This window comes from Wenyingzhuangia sp. 2_MG-2023 (assembly GCF_030548295.1).
Lineage (GTDB): Bacteria > Bacteroidota > Bacteroidia > Flavobacteriales > Flavobacteriaceae > Wenyingzhuangia.
The window spans coordinates 157,248-172,088 of sequence record NZ_JAUOSB010000002.1 but is presented as its reverse complement, the minus strand read 5'-3'; the positions used below and the strand labels follow the sequence as shown (position 1 = coordinate 172,088).

Below are 14,841 nucleotides of genomic sequence, written 5' to 3'. Positions count from 1 at the left end.
TATGTTTTATAGAAAGTTACTATTTCTGGTTTCATACATTCTTTTTTCGGTATTTGGTTTTGCTCAAAAAAAAGAAGTACAAGTAGTTTTGTTAGCGGGTCAATCTAATATGGCAGGACATGGGAATTATGAAAATTTAGATGCTAATCTGAGAGTAAGAATAGATAAAATAAAACACAGAGTGTTGTTAAGTGATGGTGGAAAAGAGGCAAAACCACTTTCTTACACTAGAATAAAACCAAGTGAAAAATATCAATTTACCAAAAGTTTTGGGCCAGAAATATTTATAGGACTTACGCTGGCAGAAGCACACCCTAACCAAGAGTTTTTATTGATAAAAAAAGCACAAGGAGGTACCGCTTTATATGGAGCTTGGAATCCTGAATGGTCTGAAGATAAAGCTAAAGAGATTGAAAAAGGATTTAAGCAAAAATTGAATCTATGTAAGATTCATATAGCGGCAATACACAAAAACTTAAAAGCATTAGAAAAAAAGGGACAACCGTACAAAATTATAGGAATGGCCTGGATGCAAGGAGAAAATGATGCCATTTTAGATGTCTCTGCAAATACTTATGGAGAAACGTTAAAAAAGTTGATATTGTTGTATAGAAAAGAATTCCATTTAGAAGAAATGCCTTTTGTTATTGGTCAAATTAATTCAAGATATGGTGTAGAAAACGGAGCTGCTAGAGTAAGAAAAGAGATGGAGGAGGTTGCAAATGATGATGCTAAAGTTGGTATTATTAAAACATCTACAGATACTTCTTGGAATGATTATCCTAAGAATCCTGACAATGTACATTACAATGCAGATGGACAAAAACGTTTGGGGATATCTTTTGCAGAACAACTAATAATATTACAAAATAAACACTAAAATGATTTTAGATAAGTTGTTTTTAATTTGCTCTTTTATAAGTGTGTTTTGTGTGGCACAGAAAAAAGAAATACAAGTAGTTTTGTTAGCAGGCCAGTCTAATATGGCAGGGCATGGGAATTACGACACCTTAGATGCAGAGACAAAACAGAGAATAGAAAAAGTAGCTCATAGAGTATGGTTAAGCACATCAATCAAATCTACTATAGCTCCCAAACCATTGTCTTTTTACGTTTCAACATCACAATCAGAAAAATATGATTTTACCAAGCATTTTGGTCCAGAGTTATTGATAGGATTAACATTGGCAGAAGCACATCCTAATGAACAATTTTTATTGATAAAAACAGCAGTAGGAGGAACATCATTGTACGGAGCTTGGAATCCTAATTGGACTCAAGAAAAAGCAAATATAGCAGAGAGAGGTGCAGAAAGAAAATCGTTGCATTTGTATCGTACACATTTAATACATTTTCAGAAAGAATTGAATCGTTTAAAGTCGGAAGGACAGCCGTACAAAATTATAGGAATGGTTTGGATGCAAGGAGAAAGTGATACAAACAAAGAAATAACAGCCTCAAATTATCAAAAAAATTTAGAAAATTTAATAACGGGATATCGTAAAGAAGTGAGTTTGCCAAACTTGCCCGTTGTTATTGGTCAAGTAAACCCATTGCCAAGAAAATTTAAACAAGGACCTGGTTTGGTTAGAAAAGCAATGACAAATATTGCAGATTACGATAAAAATATAGTCGTTGTAAAAACAAGTACAGATCCGTTGTGGAAAGATTATCCAAAACATACAGATAACTTACATTACAATACAGAAGGTCAAAAAAGATTAGGAATTGCTTTTGGAAAAGCATTGATAGACTTACAGAATTAAATTAAAATGAAGATGCATAAAATATTTTTTAAGATACTAGTTGTTGGTGTTTTGTTATTTGGTTTAGGTTTGACTGCTCAACAAAAACCGAACATTGTTTTTGTTTTAGTAGATGATTTAGGGTATGCGGATGTTGGTTTTAATGGATCAACTTATTACGAAACTCCCAACTTAGACAAATTGGCTGAAAATAGTTTGGTGGTTAGTAATGGATACATGTATCCGACTTGTTCACCATCAAGAACGGCTATATTTACAGGGCAACAATCTTTTAGAACAGGGGTGTATAATGTACCTGTCTTAGAGTATGGTACTGCTAATGAAAATATTTTTTCTAGATGGACGGTGACTAAAGATCATCAGATATACGCAGAGCCTTTGGCAAAACATGGATACAAAGCTATTCATTTGGGAAAATATCATATTGTAGGACCTTATCCTCAAAAAGAGTTGAGTTTGGCTTACCCATTTCAGGAAAAATTAACTCAACCAGAACCAGGAGATTATTCTTGGTTGGCAGCACACAAAACAAAAGAAGTTTTGCAATATTATCCTCAAGGAAGAGGATTTTTAGAAAATGTAGGAGGAACTTATAAAGGAGATCCTGCGTTTGAAATGGGAGGATACAAAAGTCACAAAGGAGGATATAGAGCCCCATTTAGCAATCCGTTTATTATTAATAAACCATCGGATGAATGGCTAACAGATAGATTAACAGATGAGGCTATTGACTTTATAGGTCAACATAAAAACGAACCCTTTTTTATCAATTTAGATTATTATGCAGTTCACAAACCGATCAAGAGTAGAAATGAGGAATTGTATAAAAAATACATCAACAAACCTGGAGATTCTATAAGGGGACAAGGCTTGGGAAGAAAAAGAGAAATTATGGCAGGATATGCTACAATGATTGAATCTGTAGATGCTAATATTCAGCGTATCATAGATTATTTAGAGGAAAAAAATTTAAGAGAAAACACCATGATTGTAGTAACGTCTGATAATGGATACAATGGAGGTGAAAGCAGTAATAACTTAATGAGAGGTTCTAAAAGACAAATATATGAAGGAGGTATTCGTGTGCCTATTTTGTTAAATTGGAAAGGGAAAATAGCTCCACGTAGAACAGAAGTACCAGTAACATTATTAGATTTTTTTCCAACATTTTTAGACGTGGCAAATATCAAAGATTATAAAGATGTTTTGGATGGAAATTCCCTAGTTCCTTTGTTTAAAAAAGATGTGAAAAAATTAAACAAAAGACCTTTGTATTGGCATTTGGCAAGTAATAATAAAATTCAAAAAGCTTGTTCTGTAATTAGAAAAGATGATTACAAACTGATTCAGTATTTGGCTACAGGAGATTTAGAATTGTACAATCTTAACAAAGATCCTAAAGAGTCTACCAATTTAGTAGCGTCTGAAACTGATGTAACCAAAGAATTGTTGCATGATTTAGTTACTTGGAGAAAAGAAAATAATGTGCCATTACCACCTAATTCAGCATTAAAATTTTAAAATAAGACAGATGAAAAATATAAAATATAGTTTAATAACCTTTTGTGTTTTGTGTTTTAGTGTTATAAATATACACGCACAAAAGAAACCGAATGTATTGTTAATTATGGTAGATGACATGAATGATTGGGTGGGAGCTTTTGGAGGACATCCACAAGCCATTACTCCTAACATGGATGCGTTGGCTAAAAAAAGTACGGTATTTCAACAAGCATATTGTTCTGCTGCATTATGCAATCCATCAAGAACCAGTATGCTTACAGGGTATCAACCTTATAAAACAGGAGTTTACGGAAATAATGAAGTCTTTAGACAAATGAAGGGATTTGAAAATACGGTTACATTACCACAATACTTTGAGCAAAACGGATACAAAACGGCAGCTGCAGGTAAAATTTTTCATAGTCCAAGAGGAACTTCAAAAGAACCTAAAGAAGGAAGTGATCCAGGATCATTTCAACAAGAACACAAAGGAGGTTTAGGGGTACAATATCCTGAAAAAGAAGATCGTTTTCAACACGGATTAAATTTTAAAAGAGCAGGAGTAAAAGGAAGTAAAACAAGATCTTTTGATTGGGCTGGAGTAGATATTGCTGACGAAAAAACACACGATTGGAAATCTGCTGATTATGCAGTTAAGTTTTTAGAGCAAAAACACGACAAGCCATTCTTTTTAGCATGTGGAATTTTTAGACCTCACTTGCCTTTATATGCACCTAAAAAATATTTTGATTTGTTTGATGAAAAAAACATTCAATTACCTAAAGTATTACAAAACGATTTAGAAGATACGGGTAAAATCGGTCAAAATTGGGCAGGATCTAAATTACATGCAGAAATTTTAAGAAACAACAAATGGAGATCTGTTGTAAGAGCCTATTTGGCAAACCTAGCTTATGCAGATGCTTGTGTGGGGCACTTGTTAAACAACTTAGATAAAAGTGAGTATAAAGAAAATACCATTATTGTTTTAATGGGAGATCATGGTTGGCATTTGGGTGAAAAAGAACACTGGTCTAAACAAACTCTTTGGGAAGAAGCTACTAAAACTCCTTTAATTGTTTTTGATCCTAGTAAAGGAAAAAACGGAATAAGCATGCGTACGGTTTCTTTAATAGATGTATATCCTACGTTGATTGACTTGTGTGGATTACCTAAGAAAAAAGATTTGGATGGAAATAGTTTTAGTCATTTGGTAGCCAATCCAAAAGCAGATTGGAACCATTCAGCCATTACAACCAAAGGAGAAGGGAATTATACACTAAGAAGTGAAGATTACAGATACATTGTCTATTCTGATGGTTTTGAAGAATTGTACAATCATAAAAAAGATCCTATGGAATGGGATAATATTGCTAAAGACAAAAGCAACAAAAACATCTTAGACAGATTTAGAAAAGAGTTAAAAAGCTTAGTAAAATAAAACAAAATGAAGAACAGAATATTAGTTATAGCAATTGCAATTTTCTCGTTGATAGCAAATGCACAGGAGAAACCAAATGTTATTTATATTTTAGCAGATGACTTGGGGTATGGAGATTTAAGTTGTTATGGACAAACAAAATTTAAAACTCCCAACATAGATAAGTTAGCTAAAAAGGGAATGAAGTTTACAGATCACTATTCTGGAAATGCAGTATGTAGTCCTTCAAGAGCAGTTTTAATGACAGGACAAAACCCGGCACATGTATACATAACTGGAAATTCCAAAGCAGAACCAGGCATGGATTTGGCAATGACCAATTTACCAGAGTTGTTTAAAAATGCAGGGTATACAACAGGTGCATACGGTAAATGGGGATTAGGGGATACTACATCCAAAGACAATAGAAATCCATTAAATCAAGGGTTTGATGAGTTTTACGGATGGAAAACTCAAGTAACAGCCCATACATATTATCCTTCTAAAATGGTGCATAATGGAAAAGAAGTGCCTGTAGAAAAAGGAACCTATGTACATGATATTATTATGGATCATGCATTTGATTTTATCAAAGAAAATGCGAAAAAGAAACAACCTTTCTTTTGTTACATTCCCACAGCAATACCACATGCAGCCATGCATGCTCCTAAAAAATTACATGACAAATGGAGAAAGAAATTACCTCAGTTTGAGAATGTAATAGGTGAATATTATGCAGATCCAGAACCAACACCAGATGTTATAAATCCTGTTGCAGCGTTTCCAGCTATGGTACAGCATTTAGATGCACAAGTAGGAAAAATTGTGAAAATGTTAAAAAAATACAACGTTGATAATAATACATTGATCATTTTTACGAGTGATAATGGAGCACATCATGAAGGGGGACATGATCCTAAGTTTTGGAATTCTAATGGGGATTTAAAAGGAGGGAAAAGAGACGTGTATGAAGGTGGAATTAGAGCTCCAATGATTGCTTATTGGCCATCAAAAATAAAACCAGGAAGTGTTACAGATTTACCAAGTGCTTTTTGGGATGTAATGCCTACCATGGCTGATTTAACAAAACAAAATACTCCTAGTCAAAGTGATGGAGTTTCTTTCTTACCTACTTTATTAGGGAATAATAAAGAGCAAAAAATAGCAGATTATTTATATTGGAAATTTACCAATTGGGAAGCAACTAAAGAAGCTGTTAGAATAGGAAACTACAAAGGAATATCAATTCATTACAATAAATCTAACAAACATAAAGAGCATACAGCTCCTTTTGAATTGTATGATTTGTCTAAAGATTTGGGAGAAGAAAAAAACATAGCTACTCAAAACGCTGAGATGGTGGCAAGAATGAAAAATATTATAACGAGTTTAAAAAACTAAACATGCTTACAAGTAAATCAATGTTTTGAGAATATTTTTATTGAAGTTTGTAGTTTGGACTTAAATTTGAGGAGAATTGGGCTAAATGTTATTATTTTACATTAAAATCTAAAGCCCTTTTATTAGAATGAAATACCTAATAAGTTATTTTCTTTTTAGCGTTGTTTTTACTGCAAATGCACAAAAACCAGACAAATTAAATTCCAATCAGATATATGAAAAAATTCAAGAATTAAATTTTTTAGGAACAGCGCTTTATATTGCAGCACATCCTGATGATGAAAATACACGATTAATTTCTTATTTATCCAACCAAGTAAAAGCTAAAACGGTGTATTTATCGTTGACACGTGGAGATGGTGGGCAGAATTTAATTGGTCCAGAAATTAGAGAATCTTTAGGGTTGATTCGTACACAAGAGCTTTTAGCAGCGCGTGGCATAGATGGTGGAGAGCAAAGATTTTCAAGAGCTAATGATTTTGGTTTTTCTAAAGATCCAGAAGAAACTTTAGAAATCTGGAATAGAAAAGAAGTGTTGAGTGATGTGGTTTGGGCAATTAGGACTCTAAAGCCAGATGTTATCATCAATAGATTTGATCATAGAACTCCAGGTACTACACATGGACATCATACATCTTCGGCCATGTTAAGTGTCGCTGCTTTTGACTTAGCTGCGGATAAAAACCAATTTAAAAACCAATTAAACTATACGGATGTTTGGCAACCACAACGTTTGTTTTTTAACACGTCTTGGTGGTTTTATGGAAGTGAGAAAAAGTTTGAAGAAGAAAGAGATGATACCAAGTTTTCTACTTTAGATGTGGGAGTGTATTATCCACAAAAAGGACTTTCAAACAATGAAATAGCAGCCTTGGCAAGCAGTCAACATTTGTGTCAAGGTTTTGGGCGATTGTCTACACGTGGTTCCGAAAAAGAATATTTAGAATTTTTAAAAGGTGACAAACCAACCAATTCTTCGGATATATTTTCAGGAATCAATACTACTTGGTCACGCGTAAAAGGTGGTGATAAAATTGCTGCTATTTTATCTAAAGTTGAAGAGGGTTTTAATTTTAAAAACCCATCAAAGCATCTTTCTGAATTGATGAAAGCCTACGTGTTGATTGATGATTTAGAGGATGAACATTGGAAAGCTATCAAGAAAAAAGAAATAGAAACTATTATTTTAGCTTGTTCTGGTTTGTATATAGAAGTTTCTGCAAACACAGGAGCTGTTACACCAAATAGCAATGTGAATTTAGAGATAGAAACGCTGAATAGAAGTTCTGAGAAAGTGATGTTGAAGTCGATTGTTTTACTTCCTAAAAGTAAAATTATTTCAAAAAATGTTGAGTTAAAAACAAATGTAAATCAGTCTTTTAAGGAAGTCTTAGCTCTAGATAATGAAGCAATGACCAATCCTTATTGGTTGAATGAAATAGGTACAGTAGGAATGTATACTGTAAAAGAACAGCAAAAAATAGGACTGCCAAATACACCTAGAAATATTAGTGTTGATTTTAATTTAGAAATAGACAATACTCCAATCACCATTACAAAAGAGGTGGTACATCGTTTTTCAAAAAGAGACAAAGGAGAGTTGTATGAGCCTTTAGAGGTTGTTCCAGAGTTAACAACAAAAATTAAAGAAAAAGTGCTCATTTTTTCAGATTCTAAAGCAAAAAAAGTAATTGTAGAAGTAAAGTCTGGAATTAAAAATGCAACAGGAGAATTAACGCTAGAACATCCAAAGGGTTGGACAGTTTCTCCTGAAAAGATTTCCTTTTCAATTGTTGAAAAAGGAGATGCAAAAGATTTTGTGTTTTATGTGAGTCCTCCATCTCAACAATCGGAAGGAGAGATTTTGGCGGTTGCATCAATGCAGGGGAAAAAATATAATAAAGAACAAATTGAAATTGTTTATGATCACATTCCAAAACAAACTTTATTACAAAAAGCAGCTACAAAAATAGTTAGATTAAATATTGAGAAAAAAGGAACCTTTATCGGATATATACAAGGAGCAGGAGATGTGGTTCCAGAAAGTTTAACTCAAATAGGTTACGAGGTTTCTACCATTCATCCTGAAAACATCAATACAGAAAATTTAGAAAAATACGATGCCATTGTTGTTGGAATAAGAGCTTATAATACGGTAGATGCATTAAAATTTAAACAAAAATTTTTATTAGAATATGTTAAAAATGGTGGTAATTTAATTGTTCAATACAATACCAAAGGGAGGAGTGAACTAGATGTTTTAGCCCCGTTTCCTTTAGAGGTGTCTAATAAACGTGTGACTAATGAAAATGCAACGGTGACTTTTTTAGACAACAAGCATGATATTGTAAATATACCTAACAAAATAACTTCTGCTGATTTTGAAGGTTGGGTGCAAGAAAGAGGTTTGTATTTTCCAAACAAATGGAGTTCGGAATACGAAGCTATTTTTGGAATGCATGACAAAGGAGAGCCATTGTTAAAGGGAAGTTTGTTAGTGGCCTCTTATGGAAAAGGAAATTACATCTACACAGGGTTAAGTTTTTTTAGAGAATTACCAGCAGGTGTGCCAGGTGCATATAAATTATTTGCGAATATGTTATCTTACAAAAAATAAGACTCAAAAGATAGTTGATGAAAACAAAAAAATATACTTGGAAAAAATCATTTACAGTTATTCTAATTGCGAATGCAATATATTTCGTTCTGTTTTACTTAATAACCAATCATTTTTCACTTTAAATAAGAAACAAAAACATGCAAGTTATAGATTGGATAGTACTGATAGGAACCTTATTGTTTATTGTAGTTTATGGAGTATACAAAACACGAGGTAGTAGCAATGTAAACGATTATATTAGAGGAGGTAGTGAGTCTAAGTGGTGGACTATAGGATTGTCTGTAATGGCAACTCAAGCTAGTGCTATTACATTTTTGTCTACTCCTGGTCAGGCTTTTAACGATGGAATGGGCTTTGTGCAGTTTTATTTTGGTTTGCCTATTGCTATGGTGATTATTTGTTTGGTGTTTATTCCCATTTATCACAATTTAAAAGTTTACACGGCATACGAATATTTAGAGCAGAGATTTGACCTTAAAACCAGAACTTTGGCAGCTGTTTTGTTTTTGGTGCAGAGAGGGTTGGCAGCAGGAATTACCATTTTTGCTCCAGCAATAATTTTGTCAGCTGTTTTAGGATGGAGTTTGATTCCATTAAATATTATCATTGGAATTTTAGTGATTATTTATACGGTTTCAGGAGGAACAAAAGCGGTAAATGTGACTCAAAAACAACAAATGGGGATCATTTTTTCAGGAATGTTTGTTGCTTTTTATTTGATTTTAAGTTATCTACCCAAAGAAATAACGTTTTTAAAAGCACTTGAAATTGCAGGTGCTAGTGGAAAAATGAAAGTGTTAGATTTTTCATTTGATGTCAACAATCGTTACACAGTATGGACAGGTTTGATAGGAGGAACTTTTTTAATGCTGTCTTACTTTGGTACAGATCAAAGTCAGGTACAACGTTATTTATCTGGAAAATCCATCCGTGAAAGTCAATTAGGAATGCTGTTTAATGGTCTGCTAAAAGTACCGATGCAGTTTTTTATCTTGTTGGTAGGGGTATTTGTTTTTGTGTTTTATCAATTCAACGCTTCTCCTTTAAATTTCAATCCAAAAGCAGTAGAGGTAGTTTCAAATTCGGAATATGCAACTGCTTACCAACAATTGAATGTTAAGCATAAGGATATTGAATCTGAAAAACAAACCTTGTTATTGGGAGATTTAAACTCGCAAGCAGTAGCAAGAATTAAATTTTTAGAAAAAGAAGATAAAAACTTAAAAACGGAAGCTAAAACAATTATAGAAAAAGCGGACTCTAAAGTGGAGACAAATGATAAAGACTATGTATTTATCCACTTTATATTAAACAACTTACCAAGAGGATTGATTGGCTTGTTATTAGCCGTTATTGTTTCTGCAGCAATGTCATCCACAGCTTCAGAGTTAAATGCATTGGGAGCTACAACAGCTTTAGATTTGTACAAACGAAATGCAAAAGGAAATCATCAAGAGGAGCATTTTGTAAAAGCTTCTAAATGGTTTACATTATTGTGGGGAATTATAGCAATAGGAGTTGCTTGTATTGCCAATTTGTTTGATAATTTGATTCAGTTGGTAAATATTATAGGATCTATTTTTTATGGAAATATATTGGGGATTTTCTTATTGGCATTTTTTATAAAATACGTTAAAGGAAATGCTGTTTTTGTGGGAGCAGTAATTACACAAACTATAATTGTTACCGTTTGGTATTTAGATGTATTGCCTTATTTGTGGCTAAATTTATTAGGCTGTATGTTGGTGGTAATGTTGGCAGTGGCACTTCAAAAGGTGTTGCCAAAACAAAAAGAAATAGCAGTATAAAAAAATCCTCATTTCAGTATTTATGAAATGAGGATTTTTTTTTTGAGAATAGCATTTACAATGCTCCCCATTCTTTTAGAGAATCTAAATTCATTTTAACATAATCATCATTCTTTTCTTTTTTAGCCAATTCTAAAGACTTTTTTGCAGCTTTAATCGCTCCTTTTTTATCTCCTGCTTTTGCATGGATCAATGACTGTTTTCTAAGTGCCCAGAACTTAGGAGTCTCACCTTGTAATTCAATAGCTTCATCAATCCATTGTAAAGATGTTTTAATATTCTTGTTACTCTCAAAATAATATACAGCAGCTGCGTAGTAATCATTCATTTTAGGTTCTGCAGCCATTGTTTTTTTAATGTTTGCCATCACTATTTTATCTGTAGGTACTTCAAACGGAATAGAAATGTATGTTTTTTCCCAAGCAATGTCTATTGTAGCACTATCGTTTTTTAAGTTGTTAATGTCAATCATAAGACTCTCTACATTAAAAGGCATAGAAAATGATTTTACAGTTGTTTTGGCAACAATTTTTGTTTCATCCCATTCTTTAGGATTTCCCCAGTTTTTTGCATCGTTGTAAAAAAATACCTCCCAAGAATCTTTGTTAGGAATTGTATATATAGCGTAAGTACCCGCTTTTAGTGTGGAACTTGCTATGGTTACTTCTGTACTAAACGTAATCGTTGTATTTTCATTGGCACCTGTTCTCCAAAGTTTTCCAAAAGGAATTAAGTTTCCAAAAACAGTTCTTCCTTTTACGCCAGGTCTTGAGTAGTTTAAGTTAACATCTGTCAGTCCTACTTTTTGTTCTACTTTAGAAAACGGACTAGCTTGAGGTGTGTTAATTTGCGCTTTTATAGAAAAAGCAATCATAAAAGTGAATAGGAAAATTGAGATTTTCTTCATGATATTTTGTGTTTATGCATTTGTATTACGAACGTAAATTTAGTCTATATATGTTTTACAAAGACGAATGAACTTTTAATTTTTTGAGTTTTATAGGTTATGTTTTGTTGTTTTAAAATTTGTGAAATTAGACTGAGAAAGACAATAACTTAACTTGAAGGGACAAACATCTGTACAATTAGTTATTATTTAGTAGCGGTTTTAAAAGATAGACTTCTAGCATCGTATAATTTGTTAACTAGAATAAAAATATGGATGAACACAATGAGTAATAGAAGAGATTTTATAAAAAAAATAGGGTTAGGAGGTTTGGCAGTTGCTAGCGTAGGAGCTAGTGCTATGAATCCTTTGCAAAGAATAAATGGAACTCCTTTGTTTCATAATAATAAAGTAGTTACAGGTAATGGAGAGTTTCTTAAAATAAAAGTAAAAACACCTTTGTTTTGTCCATATCACAGTGTGGGTGGTCCTAAAGGGGGTGATGCCTATTATTTTTTAAGTGAAGCTTTTACACACAACCCTTTTACGATTGAAGCAAGTGGAATGTCAGGTTCTCCTGTTGTTATAGATGCTTCAGGTAGTTTTGTAGGATTTATGACAACTTTGGGATATGAAAACTCAACCTTTAGTTTTGATGGAAAAGAAACATTGACGATTTCTATTCCTGAGGGACAAAAAGTGTTTGTAGACGAATCTGGAAATGGAGATGAAGCTTGGAAAGAATACAATACACAAATGATGGAAAGGTTAAATATTCAACCCTATACACAAACTCCAAATTTCTGGTCGGATGTAGAATATTGTACTTGGTCAGAACAAAAATATTTATCAACAAAAAGACACGAACACTTTCATTTGTTGAATCACGATTTTGTGGAAAGCTATTTGAATAAAGTTATTGAATTTGGATATCCTAAGGGAAAAATGACCTTAGATCATGGATGGGGAACTTTCCCTGATGGCAGTATCAATTCCGGTTTTGGTTCTTGGGTTCCTGACCCTAAAAAATTTCCGAATTTTAGAAAAACTATGGATATGATCAACCAAAAAGGATTTACGCCAGGTTTGTGGATTGGCTTTCCTAAAATTCATCAGAATAGTTTAGCAGCTAAACAGTATCCAGAACTATTAGGGAATTATCAACAAGGAAGCACAGCTGATAGAAAAGATGATATTCAATGGTTAAATGCCAAAGCGGATATTTTTGATTATGCATCAGAAGTAATTTCAAGATTTCATGCTATGGGGGTGATGAAATTTAAAATAGACATGTCTTACAATACCAAGTCAGATATGTTACACATTCACAAAGAATTGTACAAAGCAGCAAAGTTGATTGATAAGGACATAGAAATGGAATTTCATGTGCCAGATATTTTCTTTACCAAATACACAGATGTATTAAGGACTAATGATGTATGGTTGAATGATAAATACGATTGGCCAGCTAGAGTAAAAACGCATTATGAAATTTGTTACAAATCTTCTCCAGGTAGAGCAATCAATTTAGATCATATTGGAGGGAATGATACAGGAGCTATTACAGAAAAAAAGTTTTTACAGCATTTAGAAATGTATAAAACCAAAACAGGTTATCCTTTGGTGTCTGTATTGCCACATCACTACTCTCAAAAATGTGTAGACAGAACAGGAGATTATTTATGGGAATACCAAAAAGGAACTAAAAATATATTGTCAGATTTTTATAAAAAATAAAACAGCACTATTTAAACCTTTAGAACCACTATATCTATTGCGGTTAATGTTCTTATTAAACCAATGTTAAAAAAGACTATCTTAAAAGTTAGAGTAATAAACCAATAATTAAAAATTAAATGTATTTAAAAAATCAATTTAAAAAAATAATATTTTTTGGGGGAGTTGCATTGTTTGGCTATTATGCACAAGCGGCCAAAAAAGAACCTATCAAACCCAATATTTTATTCTGTATTGCAGATGATGCTTCTATGAAAAGTTTTGGGGCTTATGGAGATACATTTATCAATACTCCGGCCATTGATAAATTAGCAAAAGAAGGATTAACATTTAACAATGCATACAACTGTAACCCTAAATGTGCACCCGCTAGAGCGTGTATTGTAACAGGAATGTATAGTTGGCAATTAAAAGAAGCAACCAATCACTTTCCTAAGTTTCCGGATCAATTTAAATTTTATCCACATTTGTTGATGGAGAAAGGATATAATGTTGGATTTACTGGAAAAGGATGGGGACCCGGAGAATACACAACCCAACACAATCCTGCAGGACCAGAGTACAGCCAAATAAAGTTAACTCCGCCACACAAAGGAATTAGCAATGTAGATTATGCTGCTAACTTTGAAAAGTTTTTAGTTGATCGAAAAGAAAATCAACCTTTTTGTTTTTGGTTAGGAACTAAAGAACCACACCGTTTTTACGAATTAGATTCATGGAAAAAAGAAGGGAAAAAATTAGCAGATGCTAAAGTGCCTCCGTTTTATCCTGACAATGTAACTGTAAGAGGAGACATTTTAGATTATGCGGTAGAAGTAGAATGGTTTGATTCTCATGTTGGAAAAGCGATTAAATCTTTAGAAAAAAGAGGATTGTTAGAAAATACGTTGGTGGTGATTAGTTCTGACCATGGAATGCCGTTTCCTAGAGTAAAAGGACAAATTTACGAAGAAGGATTTCACATACCATTAATTGCTTATTGGAAAGGAAAAATTGTCAAAGGTAGAGAGGTAGAAGATTTTGTGAGTTTTCCTGATATTGCTCCAACTTTTATGGAAATAGCAGGTTTTAAACCTCATGAACAAATGACAGGAAAGAGTTTTGTTGATTTATTGTTTTCAAAAAAATCAGGACAAATAGACCCTACTAGAGACCATACCTTATTAGGAAAAGAAAGACATGATATTGGACGTTCTAACGAAGATGGAACGGACTTGTCTTATCCTGTAAGAGCTATTAGAACACATCAATATTTATATACTCATAACATTCAGCCAGAACGTTGGCCAGTTGGAAACCCAGAATACGGTTTTAGAAATGTAGATGGTTCGCCAACAAAAACATTTTTAATGAACATAGATCCATATGATAAAGATTATCGTTTCTATGAATTGAGCTTTGCAAAAAGACCAGAGGAAGAATTATACGATATTAAAAAGGATCCACATTGTATGGTAAATTTAGCAAGTTTACCTGCTTATAGAAAAGTATGTAAAGAGTTACGTGCTCAAATGGAAGAAGAATTGATTGAACAAAGAGATCCTAGAACTTTAGGAAAAGGAAAAGTATTTGATCAATACCCATATTATGGAAGACAGTTTAATTATGAAACCGGAAAAAGTATGGGCTTTAGAAAAGACTAATAGCAAGATGATGAATAAAGCTAGCAAACTACAAATAGCATTAGCTTTTTGTAGTTT

General features: G+C 32.9%; 10 protein-coding genes. 9 read left to right on the top strand and 1 reads right to left on the bottom strand.

Annotated features, from left to right (window positions below):
• Position 1 precedes the first annotated feature (1 nt).
• From Q4548_RS04105 to Q4548_RS04075, 7 genes are all read left to right on the top strand, one after another.
• Positions 2 to 880 carry a sialate O-acetylesterase gene (locus tag Q4548_RS04105; RefSeq protein WP_303451847.1) on the top strand — a complete coding sequence of 293 codons (879 nt, stop codon included), beginning with the start codon at positions 2 to 4 and terminating at the stop codon, positions 878 to 880.
• A 52-nt stretch (positions 881 to 932) separates the two neighbouring features.
• Positions 933 to 1,766 carry a sialate O-acetylesterase gene (locus tag Q4548_RS04100; RefSeq protein ID WP_303451845.1) on the top strand — a complete coding sequence of 278 codons (834 nt, stop codon included), beginning with the start codon at positions 933 to 935 and terminating at the stop codon, positions 1,764 to 1,766.
• A gap of 12 nt (positions 1,767 to 1,778) precedes the next feature.
• Positions 1,779 to 3,287 carry a sulfatase gene (locus Q4548_RS04095; protein ID WP_303451843.1) on the top strand — a complete coding sequence of 503 codons (1,509 nt, stop codon included), beginning with the start codon at positions 1,779 to 1,781 and terminating at the stop codon, positions 3,285 to 3,287.
• Positions 3,288 to 3,297: 10 nt separating this feature from the next.
• Positions 3,298 to 4,710 carry a sulfatase gene (locus Q4548_RS04090; RefSeq protein ID WP_303451841.1) on the top strand — a complete coding sequence of 471 codons (1,413 nt, stop codon included), beginning with the start codon at positions 3,298 to 3,300 and terminating at the stop codon, positions 4,708 to 4,710.
• Positions 4,711 to 4,716: 6 nt separating this feature from the next.
• Positions 4,717 to 6,090, top strand: a complete 1,374-nt coding sequence (locus Q4548_RS04085; protein WP_303451839.1) for an arylsulfatase — start codon at positions 4,717 to 4,719, stop codon at positions 6,088 to 6,090.
• A gap of 127 nt (positions 6,091 to 6,217) precedes the next feature.
• Positions 6,218 to 8,707: a PIG-L family deacetylase gene (locus Q4548_RS04080; protein ID WP_303451837.1), complete on the top strand. Its 2,490-nt coding sequence runs from the start codon at positions 6,218 to 6,220 to the stop codon at positions 8,705 to 8,707.
• Positions 8,708 to 8,847: 140 nt separating this feature from the next.
• Positions 8,848 to 10,518, top strand: a complete 1,671-nt coding sequence (locus Q4548_RS04075) for a sodium:solute symporter (protein WP_303451835.1) — start codon at positions 8,848 to 8,850, stop codon at positions 10,516 to 10,518.
• Between the two features lie 55 nt (positions 10,519 to 10,573).
• Here Q4548_RS04075 and Q4548_RS04070 read toward each other — a convergent pair whose 3' ends face one another.
• Positions 10,574 to 11,425 carry a DUF2911 domain-containing protein gene (locus Q4548_RS04070; RefSeq protein WP_303451833.1) on the bottom strand — a complete coding sequence of 284 codons (852 nt, stop codon included), beginning with the start codon at positions 11,423 to 11,425 and terminating at the stop codon, positions 10,574 to 10,576.
• 264 nt (positions 11,426 to 11,689) lie between these two features.
• Between Q4548_RS04070 and Q4548_RS04065 the strand changes: the two genes are divergently transcribed.
• Both Q4548_RS04065 and Q4548_RS04060 read left to right on the top strand, forming a co-directional pair.
• The gene (locus Q4548_RS04065) at positions 11,690 to 13,141 is read left to right on the top strand and encodes an alpha-galactosidase (protein ID WP_303451831.1); all 1,452 of its coding nucleotides are present in this window, start codon (positions 11,690 to 11,692) and stop codon (positions 13,139 to 13,141) included.
• 119 nt (positions 13,142 to 13,260) lie between these two features.
• Positions 13,261 to 14,784, top strand: coding sequence for a sulfatase (locus tag Q4548_RS04060; RefSeq protein WP_303451829.1), 1,524 nt, complete (start codon positions 13,261 to 13,263; stop codon positions 14,782 to 14,784).
• Positions 14,785 to 14,841: the final 57 nt, after the last annotated feature.

Coding starts and splice junctions, on each gene's coding strand:
- Q4548_RS04085 (WP_303451839.1), top strand. CDS start 4,717: ATGAAGAACAGAATATTAGTTATAGCAATTGCAATTTTCTCGTTGATA.
- Q4548_RS04060 (WP_303451829.1), top strand. CDS start 13,261: ATGTATTTAAAAAATCAATTTAAAAAAATAATATTTTTTGGGGGAGTT.
- Q4548_RS04065 (WP_303451831.1), top strand. CDS start 11,690: ATGAGTAATAGAAGAGATTTTATAAAAAAAATAGGGTTAGGAGGTTTG.
- Q4548_RS04070 (WP_303451833.1), bottom strand. CDS start 11,425: ATGAAGAAAATCTCAATTTTCCTATTCACTTTTATGATTGCTTTTTCT.
- Q4548_RS04080 (WP_303451837.1), top strand. CDS start 6,218: ATGAAATACCTAATAAGTTATTTTCTTTTTAGCGTTGTTTTTACTGCA.
- Q4548_RS04075 (WP_303451835.1), top strand. CDS start 8,848: ATGCAAGTTATAGATTGGATAGTACTGATAGGAACCTTATTGTTTATT.
- Q4548_RS04105 (WP_303451847.1), top strand. CDS start 2: ATGTTTTATAGAAAGTTACTATTTCTGGTTTCATACATTCTTTTTTCG.
- Q4548_RS04095 (WP_303451843.1), top strand. CDS start 1,779: ATGCATAAAATATTTTTTAAGATACTAGTTGTTGGTGTTTTGTTATTT.
- Q4548_RS04090 (WP_303451841.1), top strand. CDS start 3,298: ATGAAAAATATAAAATATAGTTTAATAACCTTTTGTGTTTTGTGTTTT.